The organism is Nocardia sp. NPDC059177, from assembly GCF_042755165.1.
GTDB lineage: Bacteria > Actinomycetota > Actinomycetes > Mycobacteriales > Mycobacteriaceae > Nocardia.
In genome coordinates this window covers 67073-81653 of sequence record NZ_JBHZBX010000007.1, presented here as the reverse complement: position 1 = coordinate 81653, position 14581 = coordinate 67073, and the positions used below count along the sequence as shown (strand labels likewise).

The following is a 14581-nucleotide window of genomic DNA, read 5'->3' as shown; positions in this document are numbered from 1 at the left end:
GTTGGTACGAATCGTAGTGGATCTGGGCCCGGCGGTTCCCCGCGGCTCGGACGAGGTGGCCTCCGTGCTCGGCGCCGACCGACTCGGCGACCGGTGGTCAGCGCTTGCCGTGCGCCTCGGTATCGAGCACGCGTGCGCCGGGCACCGGACCGCTGGCAGTGCGCACGCTGCGGCATACCCCGGCCCCGGCGAGTTCGGCGGCGACCGCCACCGCCGCCTGCTCGGTCTCGCACAGGAACGCACAGGTCGGGCCCGAGCCGGAGACCAGGCCTGCGAGCGCGCCCGCGCCGACACCGGCCCGCAGCGTGCGCCGCAGTTCCGGCTTCAACGACAGCGCCGCGGCTTGCAGGTCGTTGCCGAGCAGCGGGGCCAGGGTGTGCGGGTCGCCCGCGGCCAGCGCCTGCATGAGTTTCTGTGGGTCGCCCAGTCGTGGCGGGTCGCCCTCGGCGCGCAGCCGGTCGAGTTCACGGAAGACCGAGGGCGTGGACAGTCCATCCTTGGCCAGGGCCAGCACCCAGTGAAAGGTGTTGCGCGAGAGCACTGGTAGCAGGCGTTCGCCGCGTCCGGTGCCCAGGGCGGTGCCGCCGTGCAGCGAGAACGGGACATCGCTGCCGAGTTCGGCGGCCACCGCGGACAGCTCGTCGCGGCCCAGGCCCAGGTCCCACAGTTCGTTGAGGCCGACCAGCGCGGCGGCGGCGTCGGCGCTGCCGCCCGCCATGCCACCGGCGACGGGGATGCCCTTGGCGATGGCGATCTCCACCAGCGGCGCGCGCCCGGCCAGGTGCGCGAGGCGGACGGCGGCCTTCCAGACCAGGTTGGTGCGGTCGGTCGGCACCTCGGCCGCGCCCTCGCCGCTGACCCGCACGGTCAGCGAGGCCGACGGGGCCAGTTCGACATCGTCGGCGAGGGAGAGCGCCTGGAACACTGTGGTCAGGTCGTGAAAGCCGTCCGGGCGCAGATCACCGACTCCGAGATGCAGGTTCACCTTCGAAGGAGCGCGCACGACGACCGGGCTGGGCACAACTGACAGCACGATCACCAAGCGTAACGGGTTCTACCGACGAGTTCGCGCGGCGAATCCGGCGGCATCCGGCGACCGGGTTGCGCCAGGTACCCATGGGGGGTATGTTCGTTCGTGTCGGGGACATACCCCAGGACCGTATGAGCGAGAAGGAGCCGGCCATGGCCACCACCACCTACACCGTCACGGGGATGACCTGCGGACACTGCGCGAGCTCGGTCAAGGAGGAGATCGGCAAGATCGACGGCGTCACCAGCGTCGACGTCGACCTGGCCAGCGGACGGGTCACCGTAGACAGCGCGGCCGACCTGGTCCAGTCCGACGTAGCCGCCGCCGTCGACGAAGCGGGCTACGCGCTGACATAGCGGCTGGCGCCGCGGGTTTTCGGCCCCCTTGTGCCTCGCGTCCGAGGGGCGATACTTCGGCTTCGCCGGTACGTCTCGCCCCTCGAACGCGGGGCGGGCCGAAACCCGTGGTGGTGTGGCGCGATGTCGTTCATCAGGGGTTCACCTGTGGCTGCGGTGGGTCGATTCATCCACAGCGTCATCCACATCCGGTTCGCGCGCTCGTGCGTCGCGGATCGTTCGATGTGATCCGGGGCATCGCGCGGCCGACCATGATCAACACCGGTCGGCGCGAAAACTGGTTGTCCACAATTGCTTTCACAGGTCGCCGGGTGAACAACCGGTGTACTGCGAGTTCCCGTGCGGGGACCCGTGTTTCGCGAGGTCAGGCTTGTGCTGCCAAGCGAACGAAGGCGGCTGTTTCGAGGGTCTCGCCACGCGCGGTCGGGTCGATGCCTGCGGCCACCAGCCTGCGTTCGGCTTCGGCGGGCGAACCCGCCCAGCCCGACAGCGCCGCGCGCAAGGTCTTGCGTCGCTGGGCGAACGCGGCATCGATCACTTCGAAGACCCTGCGGCGATGGGCGTCGTCCATCGGCCAGGGCGCCTCGGCGTAGCGGTCGACGCGGACCAGGCCCGATTCCACTCGCGGCACCGGCCAGAAAACCTGGGTGCCGACCGCGCCCGCACGCCGGACCTTGCCGAAGAAGCCGGCCTTGACGCTCGGCACGCCGTACACCCGGTTGCCGGGTTCGGCGGCGAGCCGGTCGGCCACCTCGGCCTGCACCATCACCAGCGACACCTGGATGCTCGGCAGCTCGGCCAGCAGATGCAGCAGCACCGGGACGGCCACGTTGTAGGGCAGGTTCGCGACCAGAGCCGTCGGTGTCGCGGGCAGCTGACCTGCGCCCACGCGCAAGGCGTCGGCTTCGACCACGCGCAGCCGGTCGGCCAGGCCGGGGGCCCGGTCGGCGACGGTTTCGGGCAGGTAGCCGGCGAGCACGGGGTCGATCTCGACGGCGACGACCTGGTCGACCACGTCGAGCAGCGCCAGAGTCAGCGAACCGAGACCCGGGCCGACCTCGAGCACCGTGTCCTGTGCGCCGACGCCCGCGGCGGTGACGATGCGGCGCACGGTGTTGGCGTCGTGCACGAAGTTCTGCCCGAGCTGCTTGGTCGGCCGGACGCCGAAGCGTTCGGCCAGCGTCCGCACCTCGGCGGGACCGAGCAGTGCGGCGCTACCGCGCGCGGAGATCTCTGGTTCGGGCACGGCTAGAACCTATCAACCCGGCCGATCGAGCAGCTCAGCGCTGCGGCGGGGCGGCGTTGACGCGCGCGAGGAAGGCGTCGATGCCCGCGCGCTGCTCGGCCGAGATGGTGCCGTGCGCGCCGGTACCGGGGATCACCTGCTGGTCGACGCCGCCCGCGGCGAGCTGGGCGACCAGCGCGGCGTGCAGCGGGGACGGGACGATGGTGTCGGTGACGTTCATCGTCAACAGGATCGGCGCGTCGTAACCGCTGGCCGGCAGGGTCATGTAGGCGTCGAGCTGCGGTTTCAGGCCGGCCAGCGGGCGGACCATGAGGTCGGCGGCGGACAAACCCTGCACCGAGGCGATGATCTCGTCGAGGCAGCGGGTCTGCGCGCTGTCGACCAGCGAGCGGCCCAGCGGCGTCAGATACGAGTCGACGTCGGCCTCGGGATGGGTGGCGCGCAGCCCGGCCAGGATGCTGATCACGAACGAGGTCGCCGCGGAGAGCACCGGGATATCGGGCAGCGCGGGGCCGATGAACGGCAGCACCTTCTCCACATCGGAGGCGGCGTCGACCGCGACGGTGCCACGGAAGTCGAGTTCGGGCGCGTAGGTCGCCTGGACGTGCGCGGTGCTCAGCGCCGCGTGCCCGCCCTGCGAGATGCCGAGCACGCTCCAGGTACGCGAGAGTTCTGGCTGGGCGGCACGGGCGGCGCGCACGAGGTCGATGGTGGCGGTGGCCTCGCTGGCGACCTCGAGGTACGGGTGTGGGCCGGTGTCGAAACGGCCCAGGCCCAGATAGTCGGGCGCGACGACGGCATAGCCCTGGTCGACCAGGCGCTGGATCAGCGCGTCCTCGGCGCCGCGATGGGTGGGGAACGGCGCGAGCTCGGGATCGGCCTGGCCACCACACCCGGGACCGGAACCGGAGGAGCCGTGGTCGTAGGCGACGATCGGCCAGCCGGTGACGGGCGCGTCACCGGCGGGCAGGAACAGCGCGCCGCTGGCCGGGCGGGGCACCCCCGCCGAGTCGGCGGTCCAGTACTCGACGACAGCACCGCGCTCGGCGTCACGCCAACCGGCCGGTTCCGGCCGCACCGAGATGATCGTGCCCGGCGTCTGCGCCGCGGCGGGGGCGAACGCGGCCACCGTCACCGCGCACACGGTGAGCGCGGCCACGACCGTCGCGCGAATCGGGTTCTTCTGCAATGGACTGTCTCTCCGCCGGTCTCGAGCTACTGGACGAGTGTACGGATTCCGGCCGGATCGGCTCGGGAGGCGGCGCGAACCGGCTGGCGCCGTTGGTATTCCGGCCGGCTCAGGGCTGTGCCGGTGTCGCGTTGATCCGGGCGACGAAGGCGTCCATGGCGTCCCACATCTGATCGGTGAGCACGGTGTGCTGCCCGAAACCGGTCACCGTCTCGAAATCCACCCCGCCTGCGGCGAACTGGGCGACCAGCGCAGCGTGCAGGGGTGAGGGGACGACGGTGTCGGTGGCGTTGACCAGCAGCAGGATCGGCGCGTCGTAGCCACTGATGGGCAGGGTCATGTACGCGGCGAGGGCGGCGCGCAGCGGACCTTCCGACAGCGGCCGGCTGAACAGCTCGCCCAGTGCGCGACCGTCGAGCCCGGCGACGATGCCGTTGATGCACTGCCCGGCGGCGGCGTCGAGGATCTGCTTGCCCGCGGGTGTGAGGTAGGAGTCGACCTCGGCTTCCGGATGGGTGGCGCGCAGGCCGGCCAGGATGCTGACGGTGAACGCCGACAGCCCCGCGGTGCCCTCGGCCTCGGGGAACCAGGGGCCGAGCAGCGGCAGCACCTTCTCGACATCCGAGGCCGGGTCGACGGCGACGGTGCCGCGGAAGTCCAGTTCGGGGGCATAGCTCGCCTGTAGATGCGCGGTGCTCAGCGCGGCGTGCCCGCCCTGGGAGGCACCGACCACGCTCCAGGTGCGCGAGAGTTCGGGCCGGGCGGCACGGGCGGCGCGCACGAGGTCGATGGTGGCCGTCGCCTCGGTGTGGGTCTCGAGGTACGGGTGCGCGCCGGTGTCGAAGCGGCCGAGGCCCAGGTAGTCGGGCGCGACGACGGCGAAGCCCTGGTCGACGAGCCGGGCGATCAGCTCGTCCTCGGCCTGGCGGTTGGCGGGCAACGGCGCCAGCTCCGGGTCGGCCTGGCCGCCGCAGCCGGGACCGGAGCCGAGGGTGCCGTGGTCGTAGGCGATGATCGGCCAGCCGTTGGCCGGGGCCTCGCCCTCGGGCAGGAACAGCGCGCCGCTGACCGGCCGCTCCACTCCCGCCGAATCCAGGGTGGTGTATTCGATGACAGCACCCCGCGCCATCCCGTGCCAGCCCGCGGGCCGCGTCTCGACCGCGAGTACACCGCCCGGCTCCGCCGCAGCGGGAGAGTAGGTGGCGGTCACCAGCGCGGCGGCGGTGAGCGCGGCTGCGGTGGCAGCGTTGCGCAGGGTTTTCGGCATCGTGGGGGTCACCTTTCAGGCCGATCGAGTGCAATAAACTGGACGTACGTTCAGTTCACTGATCGGTTGCTGGAAGCGACGTGTTACTCCCGCCCGCGACTCAGCTCAGGCCGAGACGCCCCGTGCAGGCGGGCCATGCGCCCCAGCCCTGGCGAGCGCGGGTCACCTCGGCGATGGCGATCTGCTCTTCGCGGGTGGCCAGGTCGGCGCGGGGCGCGTACCGGAGGCCGCCCTGCCGTTCCCAGGTGCTCTGGTCGAACTGGATACCGCCGTAGTAGCCGTTGCCGGTGTTGATGGCCCAGTTGCCGGTCGACTCGCAGCGGGCCAGCGCGTCCCAGATCGCGCCGTCCTTGACCTCGGGCACCTCGGTGCCGGGCTTGGCGCCCTTGCGGATGGTCTTGGGCTGGGCGGGAGTGATGACCTTCGAGTTCACCTGCACTCGCGAGGCTTCCACGCCGTTGACCATGGTCACCGCGAAGGTGGCCTCGTGCAGGCCGGGCACGCCGGGGTTCTCCACGACCGTGCGGCTCATGTTCATGGTGACGTCCTCGATCACCGTCTCGGTGGGCTCGAGCGGCAGGACCTCGGTGCGCTCCTCGGTGCGCTGCCGGGTGACGGTCACCGTCATCCCCTCGGTCAGCGGCGAATCGGCGGCGGGCTCGGCGAAGTCCTCGTTCGCGAGCGGAACACCCGCGGCCGCGAGGAATTCACCGACGGTCGCGGCTGCCAGGCGCACGTCGACGGGGGCGGCGCCGCCGTCGATCAGCACGATCGTGCGCGGGCTGTAGACGCTGAGCGCGGCGCCCTCCAGGGGCAGTTCCTCGGTGCGGGTCGGCACGACGTGGGTGTCGGCCGGGATCTGCATCTGGGCGAGCGCGTCACCGGCGGTGTTGCCGGTGGTCCACACCGTGCGCTCCACACCGTCGACGGTGAGGGTGATCTCGCGGCCACGGTTGAGCGTGATGGTCGCGCCGTCGGAGACCTTGGCGCCGGCGGCGGGGATCACCTCGTCGTGTTCGGAGATCTCGTATCCCGCGTCGCCCAGGATGGCGCGCACATCGCGGGACATGGTGGACAGCTCGGTGCGTTCGCCGTCGACGACCAGGGCGACCGTCTTGTGGTTGACGATGGCCAGCGAGGCACCGGCGAGCAGAATCAGCAGCATGGCCGCCACCGCCGCGTACAGCAGCGGCGAGCGAGAGGAGTTGATCCGCGCAAAAGCCGACATGGTTACAGAACGATAACGACCAAGTACTCGCCAGACAACACCGCGCGGTCCGATCAGGGGCTGTTCAGGTCACGATTCGGCATAGACACCGCTGGTAGGTCACAACATAGACCAACGAATGTGACGCGGATCACGTTTACTGTCCAGCCCCCTGTTCTTCTACCGGATGCGGTAGAGCCTGCGCGCGTTGGCAGTGGTGATCTCGGCCAGCTCCGCCGGGTCCTGTTCGCGTACCTCGGCCAGCGCCCGGACCGTATACGGCAGGCAGTAGGACTCATTGGGCGCGCCACGGTACGGGTGCGGGGTCAGGTACGGCGCGTCGGTCTCGACCAGGATCTGGTCGTCGGGCACCAGCTGGGCCGCCTCGCGCAGCTCGTGCGCGTTCTTGAAACTGACGGTCCCGGAGAAGCTGAGCACGTATCCCTCGGCCACGCACGCCTCGGCCATGGTGGCGTCGGAGGAGAAGCAGTGGAAGATCACCGTGTCCGGCGCGCCCTCGTCGAGCAGCACCGTGAGCAGGTCGTGGTCGGCCTCGCGATTGTGGATCATCAGCGGTTTGCGGACCTTCTTGGCCAGCTCGATGTGCCAGCGGAACCCCTCGACCTGGGTCTCGATATCGGCGCAGCCATCGAGCTTGCCCGGCCAGTAGTAGTCCAGGCCGGTCTCGCCGATCGCGACCACACGCGGGTCGGTGGCGAGGTACTCCAGCTCTGCTTTGGCCTGGTCGTCGAGGGCGTTCGCACGGGTGGGGTGCAGCGCGACCGCGGCGTACACGCGCGGATCCCACTGCGCGGCCCGCACCGCCCACTGCGCGGCGGCGAGGTCGTCGGCGATCGTCACCACCTGACCCACACCCACCGCGGCAGCCCGGTCGAGAATGGCCGTGGTCGAGGCGGCATCGGTCGCACCGCACGCGTCGAGGTGGGTATGCGCGTCGATCAGCGGCGCGAGCGGCGGCGGAGGAGGTGGAGCCGGACGATTCTGGTTTGCCACGCGGATTAGAGTAATGGCCATCATGAGCGCATCTGAAGGCGCCGAGGCGCCCGCCTTCTACATCACCACGGCCATCGCGTACCCGAACGGTGCGCCGCACATGGGCCACGCGTACGAGTACATCTCGACCGACGCGCTGGCCCGGTTCAAGCGGCTCGACGGGTACGACGTGTTCTTCATGACCGGCACCGACGTGCACGGCCAGAAGATGCAGCAGACCGCGGCCACCGAAGGCATCCCGGTGCAGGAACTCGCGGCCCGCAACTCCGACGTCTTCGAGGCGATGGACAAGGCGCTCGACATCTCCTTCGACCGCTTCATCCGCACCACCGACGAAGACCACAAGGCCGCCAGCGTCGCCATCTGGGAGCGCATGCTCGCCGCCGGCGACATCTACCTGGGCAACTACTCGGGCTGGTACTCGGTGCGCGACGAGGCCTTCTACACCGACGAGGAGACCACCCTCCTCGACGACGGCACCCGCGTGTCGACCGAGACCCAGACCCCGGTCACCTGGACCGAGGAGTCCAACTACTTCTTCAAGCTGTCGGAGTACCAGGACAAGCTGCTCGCCCTCTACGAGGAGCGCCCCGAGTTCATCGCGCCCGCGACCCGGCGCAACGAGATCGTCAGCTACGTCAAGGCCGGGCTGAAGGATCTGTCGATCTCGCGCACCACCTTCGACTGGGGCGTGCCGGTGCCCGGCCACCCCGACCACGTGATGTACGTGTGGGTCGACGCGCTCACCAACTACCTGACCGGCGTCGGCTTCCCGAACACCGAATCCGCGGCCTTCCAGAAGTTCTGGCCAGCGAACGTGCACATCATCGGCAAGGACATCACCCGCTTCCACACGGTGTACTGGCCCGCTTTCCTGATGTCGGCCGGGATCGAACTGCCGGACCGGGTGTTCGTGCACGGGTTCCTGTACAACAAGGGCGAGAAGATGTCGAAGTCGACGGGCAATGTCGTCGACCCGCTCGGCCTGGTGTCGACCTACGGCCTGGACCAGGTGCGCTTCTTCCTGCTGCGCGAGATCTCCTACGGCCAGGACGGCAGCTACAGCAACGAGGCGATCGCCGGCCGGATCAACGCCGACCTGGCCAACGAGTTCGGCAATCTGGTGCAGCGCAGCCTGACCATGGTCAACAAGAACTGCGCCGCCAAGGCCCCGGTGCCGGGCGCGTTCACCGCCGACGACCAGGCCCTGCTCGACCGCGCCAACGGCCTGCTCGACCGCTGCCGCGCCGAGTTCGACCTCCAGCAGATGCACCTGGCGCTGGAGGCGATCTGGCTGACCCTCGGCGAGACCAACCGCTACTTCTCCGCCAATGCGCCCTGGGCCCTGCGCAAGTCGGGCACCGAGGAGGATCTGGCGCGGATGGCGACGGTCCTCTACGTGACCCTCGAGGTCGTGCGTATCGTGGCGATCCTGGTGCAGCCGGTGATGCCGGGTTCGGCGGCCAAGATCCTGGATCTGCTCGGCCAGGACGGCCGCACTTTCGCCGATATCGCGACGCCGCTGGTGCCGGGGATCGACCTGCCCGCGCCGGAGCCGGTGTTCCCGCGCTACGTCGAACCCAAGGAGTGAGCTAGCCCGCCGCCCCGCGTATTCGGGCCAGACCCGGGTACCGATCACCTACCGCTGGCGGCCGGCGGTAGGTGATCCGAGCTGCGTGATCAGTTCCAAGCGGTGAGCAGCTTGCTCGCTTCGGCGCCCAGTGCCGCCTGCAACAGCGGCCCGAAGCTGATCCGGCCGACGCCGAGTTCGGCGAGATGCGCCCTGGCCGGCGTCCCCGGCTGTGCGATCGCGTTGATCGGCAACGGCAGTTCGGTGGCGAGCCTGCGCTGGACCTCGTCGGAGTGCCAGCCCACCGGGTACAGCACATCGGCGCCCGCCTCGACGGCCGGCAGCAGCCGCGCGATGGCCCGGTCGACCCGGTCGGCCTCGTCCCCGTCCTGACGCAGGAACAGGTCGGTGCGCGCGTTGACGACCACATGCACCCCCGCCGCGTCGGCCGCCGCCCGCAGCCCGCCGACCAGCTCGGCGTGCTCCTCGGGCGAACGCAGCCGCTTGCCCTCACTGTGCACGGTGTCCTCGATATTGAGCCCGACCGCGCCGGCCCCGAGCAGCCCCTCGATCAGCCGCGCCGGCTCGAGCCCATACCCCGACTCGATATCGACCGACACCGGCACCTCGACGGCCCCGGTCACCTGAGTGACGCGAGCCAGCAGCTCATCGAAGGTCATCCCTTCACCATCACTACGCCCAACTGAGTCGGCCACCGGGTGACTACCCAGCGTCAACCCCGAGAAACCAGCGGCCACAGCGACATTCGCCGACCACGCGTCCCACACGGTCGGCAGCACCACCGGATCACCCGGTTGATGCAGTGCGAGCAGAGTTTTCGCTTTCGCGTCCAGAGAAGTCATACCCGCGATGATGCCGGGTTCAGCGCCAGCTGGGTAGCCAGAGGTGGTCTTGCCAGCTGGCGGGGCTGATCGGTTGGGCGGTGAGGATGGGCCAGAGCCAGACGAAGTTGGCGATGACCAGGGCCAGGTAGATGCTGGCGATCAGCAGGCCGAGGGAGTAGCGCTCGTTGACCGGCGCCGGGAGGTAGGTGCCGGTCGGGCCGCGGGGGATGCCGAGGGGTCTGGCGGGGCCGAGGATGTCGCCGAGGATCATGGCCACGCCCATGGCGAGGAACGGTGCGAGGACCACGGCGTAGAAGAAGTACATCTGCCGGTCCAGAGTCAGGAACCAGGGCAGCAGGCCGGCGCCGTAGCCGACCAGGATCGCGGCGTAGCGCCAGTCGCGGCGCACCACCGAGCGCCAGATCATCCAGCCCAGCGCGGGCAGCGCCAGCCACCACAGCGCCGGCGTACCCACCGCCATCACGGCTTTCACGCACTGCGCCTCGCCGCAGCCGCCGACCGAACCGTCGGCGTAGTAGTAGAGCATCGGGCGCAGGCCCATCGGCCAGGTCCACGGCTTGGATTCCCACGGGTGATGGTTGCCCGAGGAGTTGGTCAGCTCGGTGTGGAATTCCAGCGAACGGGCGCTGTAGTACCAGAGCGAGCGCAGCGCGTCCGGGACGATGTGCGACCAGAATCCGCCGGTGCCGATCGGTTCCTTGGTGATCGTCGAATTGCCCGCGGTGTAGCGGTACACGCTGGACTCGTTGGCGAACCAGGCCCAGTACGACGCGAGATAGGTGATCAGTGGGATGACGACCAGGGCGTACAGCGCGGGCCCGATATCGCGCACCGCCGTCCCGAACCACGGCTTGCGCACACCGTAGGCGCGACGCGCACTCACGTCGAAGGCCACGCTCATCAGGCCGAAGAACATGATGAAGTACATGCCCGACCACTTGGTGCCGCAGGCCAGCCCGAGCAGGATGCCCGCGCCGAACCGCCACCAGCGCACGCCGAGGCGTGGCCCCCAGTCCGTCATCCCGACGCGACCGGCCAGCTCGGCGCGCGCCAATCGCTGTCTGACCTCGTCGCGGTCGACGATCAGGCAGCCGAACGCGGCGGTCACCAGCAGCGCCATGAAGATGTCGAGCATGCCGATGCGGGAGGAGACGAAGGTCAGGCCGTCGGCGATGAGCAGGATGCCGGCGAACGCGCCGATCAGCGTCGAGCGCGCCATCCGCCGCACGATCCGGATCACCAGCAGCACCATGATCGTGCCCGCCAGCGCCGCGGTGCCACGCCAGCCCCAGGCGTTGTACCCGAAGATCGCCTCGCTGATGGCGATGAATTGCTTGCCGACCGGCGGGTGTACCACCAGGCCGTAGGCGGGGTTGTCCTCGACGCCGCCGCCGGTGACCATCTGCCAGGCCTGCGGCGCGTAGTGCTTCTCGTCGAAGACGGGCGTGCGCGCGTCGGTGGGGTAGTTGAGGTTCACGAAGCGGGTGATCGCGGCGATCAGCGTGAGCGTGAGCGTGACCGCCCAGCCACGGGCCTTGTCGAGCGGGCCGAAATCGGGCACGGGCCGCAACGGTCCGGGACCGACCAACCCCGACACGGGTCGCGACGGCGGCATCGCGCGTGTTTCGGTCACCGGGATCACGCCCCGATCGTATGCGGTACGCCCGTCGAACTCCGATTCGACACTGTCGCTCAGTGCCCCCGCACAGGCCAGGACGGGCGCCGTACCCACGACTGACAGAATGGGTCGACACACTACCGAGAGGCGGGACGCCACTGTGCTGGTCCTAGCGGCTACCCCGATGGGCGATATCGGCGACGCGTCCCAGCGACTGCGCGACGCGCTCGGCTCGGCCGACGTGGTCGCCGCCGAGGACACCCGGCGCACCCGCGCGCTGGCCAAGGCGCTCGGGGTGGAGATCACCGGCCGGGTGGTCAGTTTCTACGACCATGTCGAGACCGCGCGCGTCCCCGCCCTGCTCGACGACATCGCCGCCGGGCGCACCGTGCTGCTGGTGACCGACGCGGGCATGCCGTCGGTGAGCGACCCCGGCTATCGGCTGGTCGCGGCGGCGGTCGAGCGCGACCTGCCGGTCACCTGCCTGCCCGGACCATCGGCGGTCACCACCGCGCTGGCGCTGTCGGGGCTGCCGGTGGAGCGGTTCTGCTTCGACGGTTTCGCCCCGCGCAAGGGCGGTCAGCGCCGGGAGTGGTTGCGCGCCTTGACTTCCGAGCAGCGTGCCTGCGTCTTCTTCGAGGCACCGCACCGGCTGGCGGACTGCCTGGCCGACGCGGTCACAGTGCTCGGCCCCGACCGCCGCGCCGCGGTCTGCCGCGAGCTGACCAAGACCTACGAGGAGGTCGTCCGCGGCACCCTCGCCGAACTCGCCGCCTGGTCGGCCGACGGCGTCCGCGGCGAGATCACCGTGGTTCTCGCGGGCGCCCAACCGGTTTCGGCCGATCCGGCCGATCTGGTCACCGAGGTGGAGACCCTGGTGGCGGGCGGGATGCGGCTCAAGGATGCCTGCGCCGAGGTCTCCGCGGGTCGCGGCGCCTCCCGCAAGGACCTCTACGAGGCCGTCCTCACCGCCCGCGCGGACGGCTGAGCACTCAGTTGTCCAGCGCTCGCTCGACCAACGTGAGCGCGTCGGCGTCGCTGAGCCCGAGGCGGCGGGTGGTGGCGATGTACTCCACGGCGGCGCGCCCGGCGATATCGCGGGTCGGGTCGCCGGAGGAGGCGATGAAAGAGCCTTGGCGGCCACGGGTTTCGAGGACGCCGTCGGCCTCGAGTTCGCGGTAGGCGCGTGCGACGGTGTTGGGGGCGATGCCGAGTTCGGCGGCCAGCGCGCGCACGGTCGGGATCTTTGTGCCCGCGGTGAGCGTGCCGGCCCTGACCTGTTCGATCACGGCCATGCGCAGCTGTTCATAGGGCGGTTGGGTGGACCCGGCGGACAGCTCGACATGGAACACGCTCGCTCACACCTCGTCTCGGGACAGCGGACAGGACATGCACCGTGGACCGCCGCGCCCGGAGCCCAGCTCCGAACCGGAGATGGTGAGCACCTCGATCCCGGCGTCGGTCAGACGGGAATTGGTCATCTCGTTGCGCTCGTAGGCGACGACCACGCCCGGCGCCAGCGCCAGGGTGTTGTTGCCGTCGTCCCACTGTTCGCGTTCGGCGGTGACGCCGTCGCGCCCGGTGTCGATCACCCGCAGGTGCGCGATCCCCATGGCGGCCGCGGCGGCGGGCAGGAACGGTTCCGGCCCGATGATGCTGATCCGGTCCAGCTCGCCGCGCCCCGCGAAACCGTCCTCGCGGCGGATCGTGAACGCCCGCAAGGTGTCCCGCACGCCCGGGTACATGACCACCGCGTCGGAGTCGACCATCGTGCACACGGTATCCAGGTGCATGGTGGCCCGGTTCTGCGCGATCGGCACCACCAGCACGGTGTGCGCGAGATCATCGTCGAAGAGGCTGCGCGCCAAGGCTTCCGCGCCGGCCGGCGAGGTCCGCTCCCCCACCCCGACCGCCACCACGCCGGGTGCGAGCAGCAGCACATCGCCGCCTTCGATCGGCGCGGTGTGTGATTCGTAGGCGCGGCGCACGCCGAGGAATCGCGGGTGGAAGGCGTAGACCAGATCGGTGATCGAGGTCTCGCGGATGCGCGCCGGCAGGGCGAGGGAGGTGATCGCGACCTTGGGGCCGATCCAGAACGAGGAATCGCGGGTGAACAGCAGATTCGGCAGCGGATCGATGACGAAATCGGCGCCGTGGTGCATGCGCCGCACCAATGAGGTGGTGTCGGGCCCGAAGGGCAGTTCGTCGAAGGTCATGCCCGCCATCAGGATGTCGGCGAGCTCGCGCGCGTCGGCCTTGCGCAGTTCGGCGGCGAGCTGGTCGGCCAGTCCGTGGCCGAGTCGGCGCGCGTCGACGGCGGCGGAGATGCCCTGGATGCGCGCGGCCCCGCTGACGGCGAGGGTCTCGGCGAGCAGGTCGGCCAGCAGCAGCACCTCCACCCCGCGCTCGCGCAGTACGGTGGCGAAGGCGTCGTGTTCGGCCTGGGCGCGCTCGACCCAGGGGATACCGTCGAAGAGCAGCTGATCGTTGTTGCTCGGGGTGAGCCTGCGCAGCTCGTCGCCGGGCCGGTGCAGCAGCACCGTGCGCAGTGTGCCGACCTCGGAGGTGACGGCCAGGCGCGTGTCGGGGGCGGTTCCCATGCGCAAACCGTAATCCGTCCCGCGCGGGTCGGCACGGAAGACCCGCTGACCAGCGGTACCGAGTCCGCCCGTTTTCGTACACGCGACAAAGACCTCAAGTATTGTTGAGGTAAAGCGGGAGGAGCGCAGATGACGACGGCCGATTGGCAAACGAAGGAGCTGACCCCCGGGCAGCTATCCGATCGTAGTGGAGTCGCAGTGTCCGCGTTGCACTTCTACGAACGCGAAGGTCTCATATCGAGTCGTCGAACCAGCGGCAATCAACGCCGCTACGCTCGGGAAACGCTGCGCCGGGTCGCCTTCATCCGCATCTCCCAGCGCGTCGGCATCCCACTGAGCGAGATCCGCTCGGCCCTGGACCGCCTCCCCGAAGGCCGCACGCCCACCCGCCGCGACTGGGAAACCCTCTCCACCACCTGGCGCGAGGACCTCGACGACCGCATCACCCAACTCACCCGCCTCCGCGACAACCTCACCGGCTGCATCGGCTGCGGATGCCTGTCGCTGGGGTCGTGCAAATTGGTCAACGAACAGGATCGGCTCGGTGCCGAGGGGCCCGGTGCGCGGGTGCTGGACGTGCAGTTGAACTGCCCGACCCGGCCGGTGTGTGGGTGAACG

General features: G+C 69.9%; 14 protein-coding genes. 4 read left to right on the top strand and 10 right to left on the bottom strand.

Annotated elements, in window-relative coordinates:
* Nucleotides 1-97: 97 nt before the first annotated feature.
* Nucleotides 98-1033: a 4-(cytidine 5'-diphospho)-2-C-methyl-D-erythritol kinase gene (locus ACFXK0_RS11130; RefSeq protein ID WP_379409922.1), complete on the bottom strand. Its 936-nt coding sequence runs from the start codon at nt 1031-1033 to the stop codon at nt 98-100.
* A 149-nt stretch (nt 1034-1182) separates the two neighbouring features.
* Between ACFXK0_RS11130 and ACFXK0_RS11125 the strand changes: the two genes are divergently transcribed.
* The gene (locus ACFXK0_RS11125) at nt 1183-1386 is read left to right on the top strand and encodes a heavy-metal-associated domain-containing protein (protein ID WP_379410156.1); all 204 of its coding nucleotides are present in this window, start codon (nt 1183-1185) and stop codon (nt 1384-1386) included.
* A 364-nt stretch (nt 1387-1750) separates the two neighbouring features.
* Here ACFXK0_RS11125 and rsmA read toward each other — a convergent pair whose 3' ends face one another.
* The 5 genes from rsmA to ACFXK0_RS11100 form a co-directional block, all read right to left on the bottom strand.
* Nucleotides 1751-2632, bottom strand: coding sequence for a 16S rRNA (adenine(1518)-N(6)/adenine(1519)-N(6))-dimethyltransferase RsmA (gene rsmA / locus ACFXK0_RS11120; RefSeq protein WP_379409921.1), 882 nt, complete (start codon nt 2630-2632; stop codon nt 1751-1753).
* Between the two features lie 34 nt (nt 2633-2666).
* Complete coding sequence (locus tag ACFXK0_RS11115) at nt 2667-3821, bottom strand: alpha/beta fold hydrolase (RefSeq protein WP_379409920.1); 1155 nt, start codon at nt 3819-3821, stop codon at nt 2667-2669.
* Nucleotides 3822-3930: 109 nt separating this feature from the next.
* Entirely contained in the window at nt 3931-5088 is a 1158-nt protein-coding gene (locus ACFXK0_RS11110; RefSeq protein ID WP_379409919.1) for a lipase family protein, read from the bottom strand.
* Between the two features lie 100 nt (nt 5089-5188).
* Nucleotides 5189-6316, bottom strand: coding sequence for a transglycosylase family protein (locus ACFXK0_RS11105; RefSeq protein ID WP_379409918.1), 1128 nt, complete (start codon nt 6314-6316; stop codon nt 5189-5191).
* 159 nt (nt 6317-6475) lie between these two features.
* A complete protein-coding gene (locus ACFXK0_RS11100; RefSeq protein WP_379409917.1) occupies nt 6476-7330 on the bottom strand; it encodes a TatD family hydrolase in 855 nt (284 codons plus the stop codon).
* Nucleotide 7331: 1 nt separating this feature from the next.
* On the opposite strand from ACFXK0_RS11100, the gene metG reads away from it, so the two are divergent.
* On the top strand, nt 7332-8900 hold the full coding sequence (gene metG / locus ACFXK0_RS11095) for a methionine--tRNA ligase (RefSeq protein WP_379409916.1): 1569 nt from the start codon (nt 7332-7334) through the stop codon (nt 8898-8900).
* Between the two features lie 89 nt (nt 8901-8989).
* Here metG and ACFXK0_RS11090 read toward each other — a convergent pair whose 3' ends face one another.
* Nucleotides 8990-9742: an isocitrate lyase/phosphoenolpyruvate mutase family protein gene (locus ACFXK0_RS11090; RefSeq protein WP_379409915.1), complete on the bottom strand. Its 753-nt coding sequence runs from the start codon at nt 9740-9742 to the stop codon at nt 8990-8992.
* A gap of 19 nt (nt 9743-9761) precedes the next feature.
* Entirely contained in the window at nt 9762-11360 is a 1599-nt protein-coding gene (locus tag ACFXK0_RS11085) for a dolichyl-phosphate-mannose--protein mannosyltransferase (protein ID WP_379410155.1), read from the bottom strand.
* Nucleotides 11361-11523: 163 nt separating this feature from the next.
* Between ACFXK0_RS11085 and rsmI the strand changes: the two genes are divergently transcribed.
* Nucleotides 11524-12351 (top strand): 16S rRNA (cytidine(1402)-2'-O)-methyltransferase, encoded by an 828-nt coding sequence (gene rsmI / locus ACFXK0_RS11080; RefSeq protein ID WP_379409914.1) that lies wholly within the window; start codon nt 11524-11526, stop codon nt 12349-12351.
* Nucleotides 12352-12355: 4 nt separating this feature from the next.
* Here the strand turns inward: rsmI and ACFXK0_RS11075 are convergent, their stop codons facing one another.
* Entirely contained in the window at nt 12356-12715 is a 360-nt protein-coding gene (locus ACFXK0_RS11075) for a GntR family transcriptional regulator (protein ID WP_379409913.1), read from the bottom strand.
* Between the two features lie 6 nt (nt 12716-12721).
* Complete coding sequence (gene arcA, locus ACFXK0_RS11070) at nt 12722-13963, bottom strand: arginine deiminase (RefSeq protein WP_379409911.1); 1242 nt, start codon at nt 13961-13963, stop codon at nt 12722-12724.
* 129 nt (nt 13964-14092) lie between these two features.
* Here arcA and soxR point away from each other — a divergent pair, with 129 nt between their 5' ends.
* Complete coding sequence (soxR, locus tag ACFXK0_RS11065; RefSeq protein WP_379409909.1) at nt 14093-14578, top strand: redox-sensitive transcriptional activator SoxR; 486 nt, start codon at nt 14093-14095, stop codon at nt 14576-14578.
* The last annotated feature ends 3 nt before the right edge of the window (nt 14579-14581 follow it).

Excerpts from the sequence above, each read along its gene's own strand:
- ACFXK0_RS11125 (WP_379410156.1), top strand. The coding sequence starts at position 1,183 with ATGGCCACCACCACCTACACCGTCACGGGGATGACCTGCGGACACTGC.
- ACFXK0_RS11110 (WP_379409919.1), bottom strand. The coding sequence starts at position 5,088 with ATGCCGAAAACCCTGCGCAACGCTGCCACCGCAGCCGCGCTCACCGCC.
- ACFXK0_RS11105 (WP_379409918.1), bottom strand. The coding sequence starts at position 6,316 with ATGTCGGCTTTTGCGCGGATCAACTCCTCTCGCTCGCCGCTGCTGTAC.
- ACFXK0_RS11100 (WP_379409917.1), bottom strand. The coding sequence starts at position 7,330 with ATGGCCATTACTCTAATCCGCGTGGCAAACCAGAATCGTCCGGCTCCA.
- metG (WP_379409916.1), top strand. The coding sequence starts at position 7,332 with ATGAGCGCATCTGAAGGCGCCGAGGCGCCCGCCTTCTACATCACCACG.
- ACFXK0_RS11090 (WP_379409915.1), bottom strand. The coding sequence starts at position 9,742 with ATGACTTCTCTGGACGCGAAAGCGAAAACTCTGCTCGCACTGCATCAA.
- ACFXK0_RS11085 (WP_379410155.1), bottom strand. The coding sequence starts at position 11,360 with ATGCCGCCGTCGCGACCCGTGTCGGGGTTGGTCGGTCCCGGACCGTTG.
- arcA (WP_379409911.1), bottom strand. The coding sequence starts at position 13,963 with ATGGGAACCGCCCCCGACACGCGCCTGGCCGTCACCTCCGAGGTCGGC.
- soxR (WP_379409909.1), top strand. The coding sequence starts at position 14,093 with ATGACGACGGCCGATTGGCAAACGAAGGAGCTGACCCCCGGGCAGCTA.